This is a genomic window from Polymorphospora sp. NPDC050346 (genome assembly GCF_040655695.1).
In the GTDB taxonomy this organism is placed as follows: Bacteria; Actinomycetota; Actinomycetes; order Mycobacteriales; family Micromonosporaceae; genus Polymorphospora; species Polymorphospora lycopeni.
Map to the genome: position 1 here is coordinate 41073 of NZ_JBFAKM010000013.1, position 19849 is coordinate 60921.

At 70.8% G+C, this 19849-nt stretch carries 10 protein-coding genes; 7 read left to right on the plus strand and 3 right to left on the minus strand.

What is annotated here, in order from left to right; all coding sequences use genetic code 11:
- Positions 1-120: 120 nt before the first annotated feature.
- The 7 genes from AB0I42_RS15750 (at position 121) to AB0I42_RS15780 (ending at position 7404) form a co-directional block, all read left to right on the plus strand.
- Entirely contained in the window at positions 121-1149 is a 1029-nt protein-coding gene (locus tag AB0I42_RS15750) for a ketoacyl-ACP synthase III (protein WP_357537906.1), read from the plus strand.
- Positions 1149-1886, plus strand: a complete 738-nt coding sequence (locus tag AB0I42_RS15755; protein WP_357537908.1) for a glycosyltransferase — start codon at positions 1149-1151, stop codon at positions 1884-1886. The genes AB0I42_RS15750 and AB0I42_RS15755 overlap by 1 nt, the downstream gene beginning before the upstream one ends.
- A complete protein-coding gene (locus tag AB0I42_RS15760; protein ID WP_357537910.1) occupies positions 1886-3361 on the plus strand; it encodes a class I adenylate-forming enzyme family protein in 1476 nt (491 codons plus the stop codon). The genes AB0I42_RS15755 and AB0I42_RS15760 overlap by 1 nt, the downstream gene beginning before the upstream one ends.
- Positions 3358-4119 carry a glycosyltransferase family 2 protein gene (locus tag AB0I42_RS15765; RefSeq protein ID WP_357537912.1) on the plus strand — a complete coding sequence of 254 codons (762 nt, stop codon included), beginning with the start codon at positions 3358-3360 and terminating at the stop codon, positions 4117-4119. Before AB0I42_RS15760 ends, AB0I42_RS15765 begins: the two co-directional genes overlap by 4 nt.
- Positions 4109-5266: a cytochrome P450 gene (locus AB0I42_RS15770; RefSeq protein ID WP_357537914.1), complete on the plus strand. Its 1158-nt coding sequence runs from the start codon at positions 4109-4111 to the stop codon at positions 5264-5266. Before AB0I42_RS15765 ends, AB0I42_RS15770 begins: the two co-directional genes overlap by 11 nt.
- Positions 5263-6195, plus strand: coding sequence for an NAD-dependent epimerase/dehydratase family protein (locus AB0I42_RS15775; protein WP_357537916.1), 933 nt, complete (start codon positions 5263-5265; stop codon positions 6193-6195). Before AB0I42_RS15770 ends, AB0I42_RS15775 begins: the two co-directional genes overlap by 4 nt.
- Before the next feature lie 135 nt (positions 6196-6330).
- Entirely contained in the window at positions 6331-7404 is a 1074-nt protein-coding gene (locus tag AB0I42_RS15780; protein WP_357537918.1) for a LacI family DNA-binding transcriptional regulator, read from the plus strand.
- A 282-nt stretch (positions 7405-7686) separates the two neighbouring features.
- Here AB0I42_RS15780 and AB0I42_RS15785 read toward each other — a convergent pair whose 3' ends face one another.
- The 3 genes from AB0I42_RS15785 to AB0I42_RS15795 form a co-directional block, all read right to left on the minus strand.
- A complete protein-coding gene (locus AB0I42_RS15785) occupies positions 7687-7929 on the minus strand; it encodes a hypothetical protein (protein WP_357537920.1) in 243 nt (80 codons plus the stop codon).
- A gap of 102 nt (positions 7930-8031) precedes the next feature.
- Positions 8032-8757: an XRE family transcriptional regulator gene (locus tag AB0I42_RS15790; RefSeq protein ID WP_357537922.1), complete on the minus strand. Its 726-nt coding sequence runs from the start codon at positions 8755-8757 to the stop codon at positions 8032-8034.
- Positions 8758-8826: 69 nt separating this feature from the next.
- On the minus strand, positions 8827-19575 hold the full coding sequence (locus AB0I42_RS15795) for a LamG-like jellyroll fold domain-containing protein (protein WP_357537923.1): 10749 nt from the start codon (positions 19573-19575) through the stop codon (positions 8827-8829).
- Between the last annotated feature and the right edge of the window lie 274 nt (positions 19576-19849).

The window sequence follows — 19849 nt, forward strand, 5'->3', positions numbered from 1 at the left end:
ACGGTTGGTCTACCCGAGCCCTGTCCCGGCTAACCTCGCTGGTCACCGGGTGGGCGGTACCAGCCAGAATGAGCACCGCTACTCATCCACCGGACCGCCGCCCATCGGAAAGCTGACCAGATGATCGATCGCATCCCGCCCCACAGCCACGCGCAGTCGCGGGTCGGCATCACCGCGGTCGGCGCCAGCCTCCCCGAACGGGTGCTCGCCACCACCGACCTCGAAGAACAGGTCGCCACGGCCAGCGGATTCGCGCTGCCCAACCGGATCTTCACCACGATGACCGGCATCGAACAGCGCCGGATCGCCGCCGACGACGAGTACGCCTCCGCCCTCGCGGTACGCGCCGGCCGCCAGGCGCTCACGGCCGCCGACCTGGAGCCGGCCGACATCGACCTGCTGATCTTCGCCTCGGCGACCCGCGACGTCGTCGAGCCGGCGACCGCCCACATCGTGCAGGCCGAACTCGGCACCCGGGCGCACGCCGTCGACCTGACCAACGCCTGCAACAGCTTCGTCAACGGCATCGACGCCGCGCGCGCCTTCGTCCTCGCCGGCCGGGCCACCCGGGCGCTGGTCGTCACCGGCGAGACACCGACCAGGTCGATGCGCTGGCAGCTCGCCGACCTGGCCCAGGCCCGTGCCGCGTTCGCCGGCTTCACGTTCGGCGACGCCGGGGCCGCCGTCGTCGTCGAACCGGTCGCCTCCGGCGGCATCCTCGACGTCGACACGGAGACGCACTCCGAGCACTGGACGGTCGGCGGGATCGACGGCGGCGGCTCCCGGTTCCCGCGCGGCGACGAGCACACCTACTTCCGCGGCGACGGGCACGCCCTGCGCGGCGTCTTCGAGAAGATCGGTACGGCGATCCTGGACCGGGTCCGGCACCGGACCGGGCTGGACTGGGCCGACTACGCGAAGGTGCTGGTGCACCAGGTGACCGGCCCCTATCTTGACCGGTTCGTCGAGGTGACCGGGGTGCCGAAGGAGAAGCTCGAGGTCACCGTGACCGGCCTGGGCAACATGGCCAGCGCCACGCTGGGCGTGCAGTTGGCCCGGGTCGACCCGCACCTGCGCCCCGGCGACCGGGTGCTGTTCATCGGCCTCGGCGGCGGCGTCAGCGTGATGACGATGGTCTGGGAGAAGTGATGTCCCAACTTTGGGTCGTGGTGCCGGCGTACAACGAGGTGACCCGGATCGGGGGCACCCTCGACGCGCTGGCCGCCCAGACCGACCTCGACTTCACCCTGCTCGTCGTCGACAACGGCTCCACCGACGGCACCGCCGACGTCGTACACCGGTTCGCGGCGACTGCCCCGGTGCCCGTACTGCTGATCCGGGAGCCGGACAAGGGCGTCGGCTGCGCGGTCGACACCGGTTTCCGGCACGCGATCACGCACGGTGCGCTGCTGCTGGCGCGTACCGACGCGGACTGCCTGCCGGCCCCCGGCTGGGTCGCCGCCGCCCGGGCCGCGCTGACCGCCGGGGCCGGCATGGTCTGCGGCCGGATCAGCGCCCGCCGCGACGAGCACGGGCCGCTCGGCCGGGCCGGGTTCCGGATGGTGGTCGCGATCGCGGCGGCGTTCGGCCGGCTGCGGCCGGCCCACCGCGAGGCCGGCTACCTGGCGCCCTACCGGATGCACGCCGGCAACAACATGGCGATCACCGCCGCCCTCTACCTGGCCTGCGGCGGCATGCCCCGCCGCCCGTCGCCGACCGACCGCACGTTCCTCAACCGGGTACGCCGCACCACGCCCGCGATCGCCCGCAGCCGCACGATGGTGGTGGCGAACTCGACCCGCCGGCTGCGGGCGTACGGCCTGCGCCGTTCCGCCCGCTGGTATCTCGACCGGGGCAGCGGCGACCTGACCCCGGACCCACGCTGATGCTCGACGAACTCGCCGCCGCGCTGCGCCGGCACCCGGACCGTCCGGCGGTCCTGGCCGCCCGCCGGTCCGGCACCACCCGGGTACGCGCCACCCGGGGCGACCTGGCCGGGCTGGCCGACCGGTACGCCGCCGCCCTGCACCACCGTGGGCTCGCCGAGGGCGACACGCTCGGGGTGGCGGTCCGCCCCGGCCCCCGCGCCCTGTCGGTGATGCTGGCCGCGTTCCGGCTCGGGCTGCGGGTCGCCGTACTCGACCCGTCGGCCGGCGCCGACGTACTCACCGCCCGGCTCCGGCTGGCCGCCCCGGCGCTGGTGGTGGCCGACGCGGCCGCGCAGGCGGTCGCCGGCTGGGCCCGGCCGCTGGCCCGCCGGGCGCATCTCGACCTGCCCCGGCTCGACTCGATCGCCCCGGTGGCCACGGTCGGGCGGCGGCTGCCGTTCACCGCCCCGGCGCTCGGCGGACGGGGCGGTCCGGCGCCGGACCGGTCCGCCTCCGACGGCGACGCCGTCATCATCTTCACGTCGGGGACGACCAGCGCACCCCGGGCGGTGGTGCACACCCGGGCCAGCCTCGCCGCCGGCATGCGCCAGGTCGTCGACCTGGTCCGGCCGCGCGCCGACGAACCGGTCCTCGGCGGCATGTTCTTCGTGCTGGTGCCGTCGCTGGCCAGCGGCGCACCGGTCGCCCTGCCGGCCCGCTCGCCGAAGGTGCTGGCCCGGCAGATCCTCCAGGTGAAGGCGCAGGCCAGCTATCTCACCCCGCCGCAGCTGCGGGCACTGCTCGCGGAGTCGCCCCGGCTGTCCGGGCGGTTCTACTCCGGGTCGGCGCCGGTCAGCGCCGCCCTGCTCGACCGGGTGAAACGGGCCGGGGCGAGCGAGGCGTGGGGCGTGTACGCCCTCACCGAACTCTTCCCGGCCGCCGCCGTCGAGCAGGCCGACAAGGCGGCGTTCACCGGTGACGGCGACCTGGTCGGCACCCCGCTGCCGGGTGTTCGGAGCCGGGTCGACAAGGGCGGGCAGTTGCTGCTGTCCGGGCCGGGGCAGGCCGACCGCTACCTCGGGGCGGAGCCGCACGGATGGGTGGAGACCGGTGACGTGGGCCGGATCGAGGACGGCCGGCTCGTGCTCGCCGGGCGCTGCAAGGACATGATCCTGCGGGCCGCCGAGAACATCTACCCCGGCCTGTACGAGCCGGCGCTGCACGTGCCCGGCGTCAACCTGGCCGTCCTGGTCGGCGTACCGGCCGGCGACGGCGACGAGCGGCTGGTCGCCGTCGTCGAACCCGAACCCGGCACCGACCCCGGCAAACTGCGCCGGGCGCTCGCCCCGGTGCTGGACCGGATGGGCGCCGCCCGGCCGGACCGGGTGGTGTTCGCGGCCGTACCGACCGCCGGCCGGTCCCGCAAACCCGACCGGGCCGCCGCGTCCGCGCTCGCCGCCGCCCGCCTCGCCGACGCCTCGGAGCAGCGGTGAGCCGGCGGCTGTGGGTGGTGGTGCCGGCGTACGACGAGGCCGGCGCGATCGGCACCACCCTGACCGCGCTCGCCGCGCAGACCGACCCCGACTTCGCGCTCGTCGTCGTCGACAACAACTCCACCGACGGCACCGCCGACGTCGTGCGCCGGTTCGCGGCCGGCGCCCCGTTCCCGGTCGACGTGGTGACCGAACCACGGCCGGGCGCCGGCACCGCCGCCGATACCGGATGCCGGCACGCCATCGCGGCCGGGGCGACGCTGCTTCTGCGTACCGACGCCGACTGCCGGCCGGCCCCGGACTGGGTGGCGACCGCCAAGGCACTGCTCGACTCCGGGGCCGAGATGGTCTGCGGGCGCAGCGTGCCACGCCGCGACGAGCGGCCCAGCTTCGCCGAGCGCCGGCTCTTCCCGGCGGCCGTACGCGCCGCCGGCGTATACGGCCGGTTCCGGCGTACGCACCGGGCGGCCGGCTTCCGTACCCCGTACGTGCTCTGCCACGGGCACAACCTGGCGCTGACCGCGGACCTGTACGTGCGCTGCGGCGGCATCCCCCGGATCACGCTGCGGGACGGCGCCGACGACCTGGACCTGCTCAACCGGGCCCGCCGGCACACCGACCGGATCGTGCGGGCCGAGCACCTGGTGGTGGAGAACAGCCTGCGCCGGCTGCGGGCGTGGGGGCCGCGCCGCACCCTGCTCTGGTACTGGGACCGCCGCTGGCAGCCGACCGAACCGGAGGGTGACCATGTCCGCTGACCAGGCCGTCGCCGCCCCGTCCGGAGCCCGGTCCGCCCGGCGGGCCGGCCGGGCGCGGCGCCGGGACCGGCTCGTCTACCTGCGCAGCCATCCGGTCCTGTTCACGCTGCTCGCGGCGACCAGACGCGCCCCGGTCCGGCGGATCGGCCGGACCGTGCTGGTGCACGGGACCAGGGCCTACCTGGACGCGCTGACCCGGGTCCCGCTGGACCGGACCGCCGAGGGCACCACCGGCGGCACCGCCAGCCGGCTCGCCGAGGGCGGGCTCCTCTTCGACCAGGAGGGCACCGTCCACAAGGGAGCACGACGGAGTCTCGCCGACGAACTCGGCAGCGCCGGCGTCGCCCGGCTCCGCCCGGTCTGGACGGCGGTGCTCGAACGCCGGCTCGCCCCGCTGGCCGCTGGCGGCACCGTCGACCTGGTCGACATCACCGCCGAACTCGCCGGGGCGACCACCGCCGCCCTGCTCGACCTGGACACCGACCCGCTGGTGCTGGCCGACGCCGCCCGGCACGCCGCCGCCACCGGGGCCGGCCAGCACATGCCCGGTCCGCGCCGGCCGAGCGCCGCCCGCGCCGCCCGGCAGGCCGCCGACGCCCTCGCCGACCTGATTCGCCGCACCACCACCGGCCGGGCCGATCGGGACGCGGACGGCGCCGGCCTGGCCGCCATGCTCGCCGTCGCCGCGATCAACACCACCGTCGCGGCGATCCCGCGCGCCGCCGCCTGGTGCGCCGACGACGACCTGTGGCACTGGGCCGCCGACGAGAAGTCCCGCCCGACGCTCGTCGCCGAACTGCTCCGGGTCACCGCCCCGACCCCGCTGCTCCCCCGGGTCGCCGCCGCTCCCGGCACCGTCGACGGCTGCCCGGTACGCGCCGGTGACCGGCTCGCCCTGATCGCCCGGCACGCCGTCGACGCCCACCGCACCGACCCGTCGCGCGAGAGCCCCGCCCCGCCGCAGGTGGCGCAACTCGTCTTCGGCGCCGGCCCGCACGCCTGCCCCGGCGCGGCACTCGCCCGCGCCCAGCTCGCCGACACCCTCGCCGCCCTGGCGCCGTACCGGCCGAAGGTCGTCCGGGCCCGCGTCGACCGCCGGGCCGCGCTGCCCGGCTGGGCGGTGCTGACCGTACGGGCCACCCGGTGAACGGGCTGCGGATCGCGGTCACCGGCGCCAGCGGGTTCTGCGGTGCGGCGGTCGCCCGGGCAGCCGCCGAGGCGGGCGCGACCGTGGTCTGCCTCGGCCGGCGCCCCGGCCCGGTCGGCCGGCACGTCCACTGGGACGCCGCCCGCGACCACCCCGACCTGACCGGCACCGACGCCGTCATCCACCTGGCGGCGGCCGTCGGCGACACCGGCGGCGGGCCGGCGGTCGAGGCCGCCTACCGCGCGGTGAACGTCGACGGCACCGCCCGGCTGCTGGCGGCGGCCGGCGACCGGCCGGTGGTGTGGGTGAGCAGCGCCAGCGTCTACGACCCCCGGCTACGCGTCGCCGCGATCACCGAGGACCATCCGGTGACCGGCCAGCGCACCCCGTACGGCCGTACCAAGGCCGAGGGGGAACGGCTGGCGCTGGAGGCGGGCGCGGTGGTGCTCCGCCCCCGGGCGGTGTACGGCCCCGGCGATCCGCACCTGCTCCCCCGGCTCGTCCGGGCGGTACGGCGTGGCCGGGTCATGCTGCCCGGCCCCGACGTGAGGCTGAGCCTGACCGCGGTGGAGAACCTGGCCGACGCCTGCCTCGCCGGGCTTTCGTGGCCGTCCGGGGCGTACAACATCGCGGACGCGACGCCGTACTCGCGGGATGCGGTGGTCCGCGACGGTCTGGCCGCGCTCGGCCATCCGGTACGGGTCGCGCACCTGCCGGTGCCGCTGACGATGGCGGCGGCCACCGTCGTGGAGACGATCGCCCGCCTGCCCGGCACCGGCCAGCCGACCCTGACCAGGTACGCCGTCGACCAGCTCGCTCACGGCGTCGTGCTGGACACGACGCGAGCCCTTGTGCGGGGCTGGACACCCCGCCGGTCGTTCGCCGACTTCGTCGCCGATCCGTGCTCGCTCGCCCGGGCTGACGGGTAGATCGGCGCCCCTGAGTTGGGCACCACCACAGGTCGTGAAACCGCTCGACGACGCACAGCCCGCTGGCCGAAACGACTCTTTCAGTGTTACTGTATCGATCCAGAAGCCTTCTGGATCGATACAGTAGGGGTGCCGATGAGCGCGACCCTGCAAACCGTCGCCGACGCGGTCGGGGTGTCCCGCAGCTCCGTCTCCAACGCGTACAGCCGTCCGGACCAACTCTCCCCCGAACTCCGACAACGGATCCTCGACGCCGCCCAGCGGCTGGGTTACGCCGGACCGAATCCGACCGCGCGTTCGCTTCGCCGAGGCCGGACGGGAGCCATCGGCGTACTCGTCACAGCGACCCTGTCGTCCGCGCTCGCCGACCCGTACGCGGTCCGGTTCCTACGTGGACTCGCGGAATCCGGTGAGCGGTACGGCAGCGGCCTGCTCCTGCTTCCGATGCCGGTGAACGACGACAAGGCCGCCGGCGACCTCGTACGCAACGCCGTGGTCGACGGTTTCTGCGTCTATTGCGTGCCGGACTGGCACGGTTCACTGGACGCCATCCGGTCCCGTGGGCTTCCCATGGTCAGCGCCGAACTGCGCGCCGACGGGGATCAGGAGGCGCTTTGCGTTGGGATCGACGAGGCGGCGGCCAGCCGGAACGCGGCCCGGCATGTAGCGGCCCTCGGCCATCGGCGGGTCGCACTGCTGGCCACCTGGTCGCGGCCCGATCGGGTGAGCCGACAGATCACCGTCGGCGAGCTTGCCGAGGTGCCGTACTACGTGACCCGCGAGCGGCTCCACGGATACTGCGACGCGCTGGACGAAGCGGGCCTGGACCGGTCGGACGTGACGATCGTCGAAGCCGCCGAGAGCACCCGGGTGGAAGGAGCGGCAGCCGCGGCGTACGTCCTCGACCGAGCACCACGACCGACGGCGATCCTCGCGATGAGCGACCTGCTCGCGCTGGGCGCACTGGACGCACTGGCCGCCCGTGGCCTGCGGCCCGGCAGGGACGTCTCCGTCGTCGGGTTCGACGACATCCCGGAAGCCGCCGACGCGCAACTCACCACGATCCGGCAGCCGTCGATCGAGAAGGGACGCATCGCGGGTGGCCTCCTGCTCGACCCGCCCGCCGACCCGCACGGGCGCCGGATCGTGTTGCCGACCGAACTCGTCGTACGGGCGTCCACCGGCCCGTCTCCGACCGGGAGGATTTGATGGATCCGTTCGGAATCTCCGCCATGGACGCCACCCGGCGTCACCTGATGTCCGCCCGCCCTGACGCACCCGTCGTACCGGACCGGCAGCCCCGCCGACGGCGGCCGAGGTCGGGCGGCGTCCGGCGCGCTACGGCAGCGCTGCTCCGACGCGTAGCTGACCGGCTCGAACCCTGCTGTCCGGATCCCTGCCCGAGCACGGCGCGGTAGCACCTGGGATCAGACAACCCGCCTGTCGTTCGGCGACATCGTCGCGGATTCGGGCCGCCGTCCTGGCGGCCGGTTAGAACTCGACCATGACCTCACGCCCATTAGTGCCTAAAAGCCGTGCCAACCTGCCGAGTCGCCCCGCCTTTGCCCATCTCACTGCCGTGGGCACAGAAGGGCCACCGCAGGCATTGGCATTATGCATAAGGACCAACGTGTCACCGATGATCACGTAGTAGGTGTGGATGTTTGCGGCGGCAAAATCACGCACCTCTTCGGCGCCGAGGTGGCCGGCGACCGCCTCGACCGTGGGGCTCATGTTGCCGGCACCGGCGGCGAATCGCGCGTCGACGGTCGATTTCGCCGCATCGACCCACTCACCGCTGCCACCGGCTCAGAACGGGCCAGCGCGACTGACCGATCAAGCGGCCACTCCAAACTCCTCCTGGATAGCGCGAAGCTGATCGGAACTCAGGTGACGCATATCCCAGATCAGCTCTGCCACCTGGCGCGTTGCGGTGTCCACAGGCGGGCTTGCCTGCATCAACTCGATATCCAACAGAGCGGCCAGATCTTCGACCCGGAAGGAGAGCACGGCCGCGAACCCGGACAGCAACTCTGGAGTTAGCTCCTTACGACCGTAACCCACGACCTGAATTGTCGCCGCCGACAACGGCCCGATTCCGGCAAGGCGATACAGCATCTTAGCCGAGTTCAAGTTGTTCAGATTTCGGACGCGAAGCATGCGCACGATCACCGCACCCGGACCGTACGGAAACGGGTCGCGCTCCCGCACGATCGGTGCAACCGGGTCCGGCCTCGGCATCGACCTGGCCACCCCCAGCAGTTGCTCGCGCCGCACGAAGGGCAGGCGCAGAGCGGTCCTCACGACGTGGTCCAGGATCGAGTCGGCCGGAGGCGCGCACGGTGCTAGGTCACTCGGCACGTCGAGGCCGGCCAGGATATAGAGATCCGTCGTGTGCACACCGAGGGCAGGAGCAAGTCGTCCCAGGACTGACTGGCCGGACACTTCCCCCTTGAAGGCTGCTTCGAGTTCGGACTGATCGACTTCGGCAGCACGCATCAAGCTGTCGACGTTCTGTCCGCGGCTCTTCAAGAGTCGCGCCATCATCGCAGCGAAGTTCACTAGGCCTACCGTCCAGCCATCCGACCTCATCGATCCACCGTCATCTCCCACTGTTTCGAGCCGTCAATCTCACTTTGTAATGTCATCCCAATCAGCCGTCCGCGCCCCCGGGAAGCCGTTATTAACCAAAGCCTCCCTGGCAACATCCGCGATCGGCCGATAGCCCGGAAAGTCGTTGTTCGGCGAATAGTGGCCGGACCAGTTATCGAACTCGACGATTCGCCCGTCGGATACCTGGAAGTGCCCGGCCATAAATACGGGCTCACCCTCCGACAAGCTAGTGTGACCAGCAGTGTCATGGATCGCCTCCATGTCACGGCTGAACATCGTCCGAACCGAACCGTTCCGCATCACCACGTAGTGATGGTCGCCATTCGCCAGGTTCTGCCCGTTCTCGTTGAAGGCTGACCGGGGAAGCGGAGCTTGCGGCTCATGGTCGTTGGCCGATTCGTTCCGGAAGGTACGGGTCGGCTGAATCGGCGCCGTGCCACAGTTGTGGACGAGGACCGGTGTGGTGCCTGCTATCACATAGTACGTGTGGATGTCGGCGACGGTGAGGTCACGCATCTCCCCGGTGCCGAGGTGGTTAGCTACCGACGCGACCCTGGGGTTGGTGTTGCCACTGCCAATGGTGGCGAGTTGCGCCTCGGCCTTCAACTCAGCCGCGTCCACCCACTCACCGCTATCGCCATCCCAGAACGGGTGGTTTTGGGTGGTCTTGAGGACGGTGGTCTCGCCGTCCTCGGTCTCGATGGTGAGGTCGGTGAGTTCGTGGTCGGTGTTGCGGTGAAGTTGAGTGACGGGCTTGGCGAGGGTTACGCCGGTTTCGGGGTCGGTGGCAAGGACCTGGTCGCCGATGTTGATGTCCTCGATGGGACGGACGCTGCCGTCAGCCATCAACACCCTGGTCGACGGGTCGAAGCTGTGCTTGCGTTGCGGAACCGTGCAACTGCCACCACTGCCGCTGTCGCTTGACCTGGTCGCGGCCGGTGGACCGCCACCCCCGCTTCCGCTGGTGGTGCCGCCCCGGACCGGGGTCGGGTTGGCGCCGGCCTTGCGGTTCGCACCGCCCAGGCCGGGAATCATGCCGGCGAGCATGGCCTTGGGGTCGAAGCGGCCGGTGGTCAGGACCTGGTCGAAGGCATCCGAGATGCCGTTCTCGACGGCCTCGGTGGCCAGCCGGCCCAGGACGCTGTTGCCGATCCTGGAACCGACCGCGGCGGCGACCTTGCCGGCGATCATGCCGCCGGCACCGCCGGCCAGGCCGGACAGTGCGCCGGTGGCCATGGAGCCGAGGGCGTCACCGATGGAGTGGATGTCGCCCTGGGCGGCGTCCTTGGCCAGGTTGATCACCGCGCCGGCGCCGACCATGCAGGCGACGGCACCCACGCCGGCCGTCACCGCCGTGCAGGCGAGGCCGGCCAGGATCGCCCCACCGATGGCGGCGACCTCGATGATCATGTCCTTGTTTTCTTTGACCCACTTTGTTGCTGCGTTCACGCCGTCGGAGACGGCGGCGACGGTTTTCTTGACCACCCGGGTCGCTTTCGCCACGACCTTCTGGTGGGCCTGCTTGACGGTGTTGTAGACCTTGGTCGCCTGTTTCTTCACCGCCTGGTACTTCTGTGCCACATATTTTCGGCCGGTGTCGACGGCTTTCTTGACCGTCTTCGCCACCTTGGTCGCGGCTTTCTTGACGTTGTTGACCACTGTCGCGGCGACCCGGGCGACCGCCTGGACCTTCTGCGACACGTAGGTGGTGACCGCCCGGTAGGCCGAGGAGACGTACGTCGTCACCCGGGAGACCGTGGCCTTCACGGCCTTCTTGAAGGCCTTGATCGGGTTGCCCCAGTGGCCGGTCGGGTCCGTGGTCGTCAGCGGGTTGCCGTCGCCGTACTGGTAGCGGTTCGCCGCGATGGACGCCGGCACCGGGCTGACGTTGGCGGAGTCGCGGGTGTCGAACTGGCCGGTGTCGGTGTTGTACCACCGCGCCCACATGTTGACGCGGTCGGTCGTGGTGTCGGTCCACTCCGACTGGTAGCCGAGCGAGCCGACCTGCCCGGCCGATGATACGACGGTGCCGAGCGGGTCGTAGGTCGTCGACCCGGACAGGGTGGTGCCGGTCGCGGTGAACTGGGCGATCACGTCGGTGTGCAGGTCTGTCCACACCAGGCGTTGGGTGCCGCCGGCCTGCGCGCCGATCAGGTCGCCGGCCGGGTCGCGGACGTACGTGGCACCGCCGTCGGCCGCCAGGTCGTTGCCGAGTCCGGCGTACGCGAACCCGGAGCGCAGCACCCGGCCGAAGGCGTCGTAGTCGTACGACTGGGTCGTGCCGCCGGCCTGCTGGGCCCGTACCTGGCCGAACGCGTCGGTGCTCGTCGTACGCGTACCCGATCCGCCGGACACCGTCGCGAGCGTCCCGCGCGGGGTGTACGAGTAGCTGTCCCCGGCCGCGGTGAGCAGCCGGTTCCGCTGGTCGTACGTGAACAGCCGCGAGCCGTTCTGCACCCGGTTGCCGGCCTTGTCGTACGCGTACACCGTGGTGGTGGTGCCGTCGTTCCACGACGTCAGCCGGTCGGCGAGGTCGTAGGTGTACGTGTTCGTCGCCGCTCCGGTGAACCCGGTCGTCGTCTTCGAGACGATGTTGTCGTTGGCGTCCCACCCGTAGTCGACCTTGGCGATCGAGGTGCCGGACGGGGTCTTCAACTCGTCGGTGACCGGGCGGTGCCGGGCGTCGAAGGTGAAGTTCCGGGAGTTGCCCGACGAGCCGTACGTGATCTTCGAGACCTGGGACAGCGCGTTGTACGTGTTCGTCAGCGCGACCCCGGCGGTCGGGTTGTTGACCGTCGACAGGCGGCCCGCGCCGTCGTAGGTGAACGAGGTCGTTCCGGCGGCGTCGGCCCGGGAGGCGAGCCGGCTGTCGGCGGTGTAGGTGTAGGTGGCGTTGCCCACCGGACCGGTGATGGTCAGTGGGAGGCCGCGGTCGTCGTAGGTGATGTTGTTCGTACCGACGGGTGCGGAGAACGACGTCATGCGGCCGGCGACGTCGTAGCCGAACTCGCGGTCCTCGGTCGTCGCCTCGGCCCCGGCCCCGACCTGGGCGGTCAGCAGCCCGAGGTCGTCGTAGGTGTTGGTGACCGTGACCCCGCCCGGCGAGGTCTGGGTGACCGGCCGGCCGGCGGCGTCGTAGGCGGTGACGAAGGTGCGGTCCGCCGTCGACGGGTGGGCGGTCGTCGCCGGCTCGACCTGCCACTCCGGCAGGTTCCACGAGTTGTACGTGGTGAAGAAGGCGTTGCCACGGCCGTCGGTGAACCGGGTCCGGTTACCGGCCAGGTCGTAGCCGAACGTCGTCTGGATGTCGTCCGAGCCGGAGATCGGTTGGATCTCCCGGACCAGCATGCCGGTGGCGTCGTACTCGAAGGAGATGGTGGTGCCCTTGGCGTCGGTCGCGGCGACGACGTTGCCGTTCTTGTCGAACTCGCTGCTCTGCGTCGACAGGACCGTGCCGGCCGCGTTGTGCACCTTCGTCTCCAGCGGCCGGCCGGCGAGGTCGTGGCTGACGCTGGTGTACGTGCCGTCCGGCAGCGTCGTACGGGTCTGCCGGCCGGCGCCGTCGTAGGTGTGGGTGGTGGTCTGGTTGGCGCCGTCGGTGGTGGTGAGCCGCTCACCGATCGCGTTGTAGGTGGTGGAGCTGGTGACGCCGGTCGGCGACGTCACCTGCGACAGCCAGCCGTTGGTGCCGTACGCATAGGTGGTGGTGTGGTTGGTGCCGGTCTGCCGGACCACCTGGGTCGTGGTGAGCTGGCGGCCGAGGTAGTCGTACGTCGACGAGGTGACCGCACCGGTCGGGTCGGTCTGCGACAGCAGGTCGCCGACGTGGTCGTAGGTGTAGGTCGTCTCGCCGTCGTTGGGGGCGGTCACCTTCGCGACCCGGCCCATCTGGTCGTAGACGTAGCTGGTGGTCTTGCCCAGCGGGTCGGTGGCCGAGGTGAGCTGCCCCATCACGTCGTAGGTGCGGGTGGCCTGCGCGACGACGGGCGTCGACGAGCCGGGGGCGGTGTAACTCGGCAGCGTCTCCGACACGACCCGCCCGGCGGCGTCGTAGCCGGTGACCCCCCAGTTGCCGTTCGGGTCTTTGGTGTCGGTGATCTCGCCGAAGGTGTTGTAGCCGACCCAGGAGATGGCGTTGGCGAGGGTGGCGGGCTGCCCGTGGACCTCGGCCATGACCGGCGGGGCGGTGGTCTTCACCGCGCGGCCGGCCTCGTCGTACGAGTGGTAGGTGGTGTTGCCGTTCGGGTCGGTGACCGCGACCGGGTTGCCATCCTGGTCCAGGTCATACGTGGTCCGGATGGTGCCGGCGCCGGCCGCAGGTCCGGTGCCGTTGTAGAGCGCGGTCACCTCGGTGGCGTTGAGCGCCTTGCCGTGCGTCTGTACGTCGCTGACCGAGCCGGGCCAGCGGTCGACCGGCTGTCCGTTGTGTTTTGCGCGGCCGATGGCGACCGCACCGCTCGACGGCCACGAGGACGTCTTCGCGGCTGTGCCCTCCAAAATGCCGTTGACGTAAAGGCGCAGTTCGCCGGCCGTCGCGTCGTAGACGCCGGTGAGGTGGGTCCAGGTGTTGAGCTGTGGAACGCTGGTGGACAGCGCCCGGGTCGCGGGCGGATTGTCGGTGTCGCTCGTGGGGGTGGCCAGAGCCCAGCGGTTGGTGGCCCAGAAGTACTGCAGGAAGAAGCCACTGGTGCGGTTACCGTCCTGGCTGACCGCGGTCGCGAAGTAGCTGGCCGAGGTCAGTTTGACCCAGGCGGAGACGGTGTAGCTGTCGGTGGTGTCAACGGTGGGCCCGACGGTCGTCAGGAAGTTGCTGCCGTTGAGGGCGACGGCGCCCCCGCGTTCGTTCGACCAGGTGACGGCGGCGTTGGCGGTGGCGGTGTTGCCGCCGGCGGAGTCGCCGGCCTTGCCGCCGGTGGTCTCGTCGAGCCGCCAGCGTCCGGTCGGCGACGATTCGGTCGAGGTGTGCGTCGCCTGCGAGACCAGGCGACCCATCGGGTCGTAGGCGGCGTCGGTGATGCCGAGCGTCGTGCCGGCCCGGGACATACGGGTGGAGACGACGTTGTCGTTACGGTCGTAGGTGCGGGTGGTGGTGCGGTTCAGCCCGGTCGGGTCGACGGTCGAGGAGACCTCTCGCCCGGCGGCGTCGATGGTGAAGTCGACGGTGGTGGCGCCGTTGTTGGTGACCCGCTTGACCACGTTGCCGGCCGCGTCGTACGTGTTCTGCTCGACCACGAACGTGCTGGTGCCGTCGGTCCGGGTGGTCCGCGCCGGCAGGCCGTTGTCGGTGTACGTGTATTCGGTGGTCCAGCCCATCGCGTCGGTTTCCGAGGCGAGCCGGCCGGCCGGGTCGTAGGCGTTGGTGGCGACCGTCAGGTCCTGGGCCGGGTCGGGGTCGTTCGGGTCACCGGTGAAGCCGACGATCTTCGTGGTCAGCAGGTTGCCCGCGGCGTCGTAGGTGTTGCGGGTGACGCCGTCGTCGGGTTCGATCTCCTCGACGATCCGGCCGTGCGGGTCGTACTCGAAGGTCGTGGTGGCGCCGGCCGCGCTGGTGTACGTCGTCTCCTGCCCGTGCGCGTTGTACGTGTACGTCTCGGTGCGCGCCGCGTCGCCGCCGGTGGTGTCGGCGGTGGTCCGTCCGACGACGTTGCCGTCGACGTCGTAGCCGAGGGTGGTCCGGGCGGTGTGCACGGCACCGGTGACCCGGTTGGTGACGGCGGGTTCGGTCTCGGTGACCATCCGGCCGAGCGCGTCGTAGGTGTACGTGGTCGTCAGGCCGGCCGGGAACGTGTCGGTGATCTCGGTTTCGGTGAGCAGCCGGCCGAGCCCGTCGAAGGTGTAGCGGATGACCTTGCCGGCCGGTTCGGTCACCTCGGCGACGTCGCCGTTGGCGTAGTAGACGACGGACTGGGCGGTGCCGGCCGGGGTGGTCGCCGTGCTGGGCAGGCCGGCGGGCGCGAATCCGCCGTCGTGGGCGGCGACGGTGGTGCCGTCGGTGTACGCCGTGGTGGTGACCCGGGCGAGCGAGTCGGTGACCGTGGTCCGGTTGCCCTTGGCGTCGTAGCCGAACGTGGTCAGGTAGGTGTTGTCGGTCGCCGACGCCGACCGACCGTCGCGGACGGTGAGCAGCAGGTCGTTGCGGGCGTCCGGAGTGAGGGTCGTCGACGTCGCGTCGGGGTAATAGGTGAAGTAGACCGACGAGCACCGATTGGCGGCCTGGTCCTGACAGGTGATCGACTGCCGGGTGTTGCCGCGTACGTCCTGCAGGGTCTGCGTCCACACGCCACGCGGGTCGTAGACGAGGTTGCCGAAGCCGCCGACGTCGTAGCCGTAGCGGGTCACGTTGCCGAGCGCGTCGGACTGGGCGATGATCCGGTTTCCGTTGACGACGTCGTAGCTGTAGGACGTCTTCTCACCGGTGGGGCCGGTGACCTCGACGGTCGACACCGGCATCGGGATCGCCGTGGCGACGCCGGAGACCATGGTGAGTGCGACCGGGGCGGTCTGCTTCGACGCCTCGAAGTGCGCCCCGACCTGGGCCGCGGAAAGCTGGCTGTTGTAGAACGCGACCTCGGCGATCGAACCAGGCCAGTATCCGGCGGACGACGTGCCGTGGTTCGGCCAGGATCCCTGCCACTTTCCGGCGCCGACGTAGGCGTACGTCGCACCGAAGTCGACCATCGGTCGGTTCATCGTGCCGACGAGAACACCGTCGAGGTACACCGACTGGGTGCTGCCTCCGGCACTGAGTACGACGTGGTGCCACTTACCGTCGTTGACGCTCCCGGCGGAGGTCACCGGCGGATTCGACGTGGCGTGGTTGAAGGTGCCCCGCAGCTTTCCGTCGGTGCCGACGTACAGGGCGGGAACCCAGCCGCCGGACCCGGCGATGTTGTCCATCGGCATGCCCTGGTAGCCGAACAGCACACCGCCGACGTTGTTGCCCGACGGCATCTTGAACCACATCTCGACCGAGTTCGGGCCGGTCGTCGGTACGGCGGTCTCCGGCAGGGTCACGTACGACGAGGTGCCGTTGAACGAGGCGGCCTTACTGTCGGCGAACGGCCCGTCGACGCCCAGGGTGACATTGTTGTAAGTCGCAGTCCCGCCCCGGACGTCGTTGACCGCGTCGCTGACACCGACCTCGCCGAACCGCCAGTACTGGGTGGGCTTCGAGCCCAGCACGGCGGCCCGGTAGACATCGCTGCTGCCGCTGACGGTCGGCGTACCCATGGTCCAGGTGCCGCCGTTCTCGTCGGTCACGGACGCGACCTTGCCGGTGGCCTTGTCGTACGAGACCTGCGCGGTGATCCCGCCGGACGGCCGGACGATCCCGTTCAGCACGTGGTGGGAGGCAGTGCCGGCCTGCTGCAGCGCCGCCACGGTGGCGGCGGTCAGCGTCTGGTTGAAGAACGCGACGTCGGAGATGGCGCCGTTGAAGCGGGAGACCCCGGCCGCCTGGTTCGAGCGCGCGTGGTTGGGCCAGGTGCCACCGACGAATCCGGCGCCGACGTAGACGCTGTTGGCACCTCCGTCGGCCGACTCGGCGATCGGTCCGCCGAGGGTGCCGATCGCCACGCCGTCGAGGTACAGCGTCTGCGTGGTGCCGGCGCCCGCGAGCACCACCTGGTGCCACTGGCCGTCGTTGACCGCGCTGGGTGACGTGATGGGGGTGGCGGCCCCCTGCCAGAACTGGCCACGCAACTTGCCGTCGCTGCCGATGTAGAGCGCCGGTACGTAGTTGCCCGCCGTCGTGCTGTTGGTGATCGGATCCCGGCTGTAGCTGAACAGGACCCCGTCGGTGCCGGTGGTCTTGAACCTCATCGCGACCGACTGGTACTCGCCGTCGCTGATCAGGTTGCCGGGCAACTGGACCGAGGACGTGGTGCCGTCGAAGGCAGCGGCGGTCGCGGTCGAGCCCGGCAGCCCGTTGGCCTGGCCCAGGGTCACGTTGGCGTAGCCGGCGTTGTCGGCGCCGGCGTTGCTCAGCACCTGGCTGCCGGCCACCGTCGCCCCGGTCGCCTCTTCGAAGCGCCAGTACGAACTTGGCCCGCTGTTGAGGACGGTGTTGGCGTACTGCGAGGTGGTGTCGGAGGTGTACGTGGTGCACTCGGTCGAGCCGGTCGGCGGGCAGACGGCCGCCAGCCGGTCCTCGGTACCGTAGGTGTACTGCCACGTGGTGACCGTCGTGGGGTTGCCCGGCACCACCGGGTCGGTCGTGACGGTCGAGATGTGCGGGTGTGCCGATCCGGCCGGCGTCGTCCAGGTGAGGTTCAGCGACCGCCCGGACGCCGAGGTCAGCTTCGTCGCCCGGCCCGATCCGTCGTACGTGAGGGTCAGCGTCCGGCCGTTGGCGTCGGCGATGGCGGTGACGGCGAAGGCCCCGGCGCCGCTCGGCTGCCCGAACGTGTAGACGGTGGCGTCCTTGTCGGTGAGCGTGTAGCCGGTCAGGGTGCCGCCGCTGCCGCGTACCTCCTTGAACGTCGCGAACCGGCCCGGCGGCGGGGTGAAGCTGCCGTCCGCGTTGCGCCCGAACGGCACCTCCTGCCCGCTCGGGTACCTGACCAGGACCGACTGCACACTGTTGGCGGCGTCCTTCACCTCGGTCGCCCGTACGTCGACCACGGTGGACCAGCCGGCGCCGAAGGCGTTCGCCCGGCGGGTGTCGAGGCTGTTGTAGCTACGGGTGATCGACAGCGACGGACCGACGGTCGCGATGCTCGCGTCCGTCGCCGACGTGGTGTAGTTGCCGATGCTCGGGTCGAATCCCTTGCCGGCGTTCTGCGCCAGGCCGGAGGTCACCAGCGGTTGCGGTACCCGGGTACTGAACGCCAGCGCCGGGTAGATGGTGCTGTTGCTAGCCCTGTCGTTGACCTGGACGGTGTAGAGGTATTTCTTGTTCCAGGCCAGGCTTCCGGCCGGGACGCGCCATGCCTGGCTGCCGACCCAGCCGGAGTTGGCGACCTGGGTGCCGGTGCTGCCGTCGAAGACCACGAAGTGGTAGCTGAAACCCTTGTTCGGCCACTTGTCCGGGTCGTGCACCCGGGCGACCAGTTCGGGAGTGAGGGTCTGCAGCACCGCGTTGTTACCCGGGTAGCGGACGTCGACCTGGGGGGCGTGGTTGTAGGTGTAGTCCAGCTCAAGGTAGGGCATGTAGTCGCCGCTGGAGTAGTTCGCGGAGGTGAACCGCTTCCAGCCGTTGGAGTCGGTCTCGGAGGCGGTCAGGGCCAGGCCGTGGTTCGCCCCGCCGGTGCCCCAGTCGTTGAAGGTGGCCGGGTTGAGCACGGCCCGGACCCACTTGCCGACGCTGCGGTTGCCGCTGGTGTTGGTGCACGACGGGCCGTGGTCGTTGACCGTCACCTGGCCGATCGGGTCGGTCATCGCCGGGGTGGACGCCAGTCCGGCGTTGGTCAGGCCGGCAACGGTCCACGGCCCGGTGACCCGGTGCACGTAGAACGGTAGGAAGGTGGTGCAACTGTAGGCCCAGGTCTGGTAGAGCCAAATCCGCACGCCGGTGATACGCAGTCCGTTGAAGCCGTCGTTGCGGTAGTCGTCGAAGTGGATGAACGACCGGGCCTTGACCCCTCCGCCGTTGTAGGTGCCGACCGGCAGGTTGTCACCGTTCTGGTTCGTCGTGTTGGGGTCGTTGTCGATGTAGACGTCGCCGGTGGTGTCGGTGTGTGCGGTCGGGTCGACCCGGACCGGGTAGACGCGGTCGGGGTGGTTCAGCCAGGCGGCGTCGGCGACCACCCGCAGCGCCGGGCGACCGTCCACGGTGGTCAGTTCGTAACGGACGGCCCCCTGGGCGGCCGAGCCGGACCGCGGGTCGATCCGGGAGTCTTCCATCCAGCCGCTCGGGATCCAGGCGACCACCGATCCCTTGGCGTTGACCAGCTCGACCGATCCGTGCTCGTCCAGTCGTGGGGTGAGGCCCTCCAGCCGCAGCGGGAACACCCAGGACGAGCCGGCGGCCGGCGACTTGAGCACCAGGGTTTCCTTGACCCCGGAGGCGATCGCGGTCAGTTCCAGGTCGGTGTCCGGCAACACGTCGCGGTACGTCGCGGTGCCCCCGTCGGTCTCCGGTGTGCCGACCTGGGCGCCCTGGAGGCTCCAGGCCAGCACCTCGCCGGTCGGCAGGGTGAGGGCGGCGAGTTCGGTGTCCGCGGCGGCGCCCCGGCTACGGGCGGACGACTCCCCGGCCATCGCGATACCGACGCTGTTGGCCTTCACGTGCAGACGACCGTCCGGTCGCTCGACCAGGGTGGGGTCGATGGGCTGCCAGGAGCCGTCCGCCGTCCGGTAGTTGACCGGGTCGGTGTAGGTGCGCCGGGTGATGGACCCATCGGCGTTGCGGAAGACGTCGGTTCGGGCGGTGGACTGCTTCGGCTGCCGCTTGCTGGTCTTCGGGTCGAAGCGGCTCTCGGTGCTGGCCGTGGTCTGCGGGGTGGTGTCGACCTCGTGCGGCGTGTATGGCGCCAGCGTTCCGGGCGCCGGGGCGGGCACCCGGCCGGCGCCTCCGACGGCCCGGGTGGCATCCGCCGACACGTAGTGGTCGGGCGGGGTCGACTCGCCCTGCCTCTGCACCGGCATGCCGAGGAACGCCCGTGCGCCGTCGGCCCAGGAGGGGCGTTGCGCGAACCATGACAGCCACGACGTCGGGAACGATCCCCCGGCGGGGACCGCACCGGGTGGCACCGCCACCGTCAGACCGAAAACCACAGCGACGATCAGCGCGCCCCGCCGCAGCGCACGCCCACCCCAACGCGGCACGAAGACTCCCTTTTGTCGAAGACCAGCGGGGAGTCTCCGGGAACATCGAGAGTGGCACAAGTCCCGATATCCCAGAATGTAGGACGAAAGTCATGCGCTCCGAAGTCGGCTCATGCCATTTCCGTAACCAGGCGCCGAATCGCACTCTGGAGATCATCTGGTGCACCAGCTTCCACAACGGACACATTGTCGACGGGCGCACCACCCCCTATCCCCACGAATCGAACATTCGGGAACCTCGGGGCAATAGACTGCAAGGCAGCAACGGGCGCGT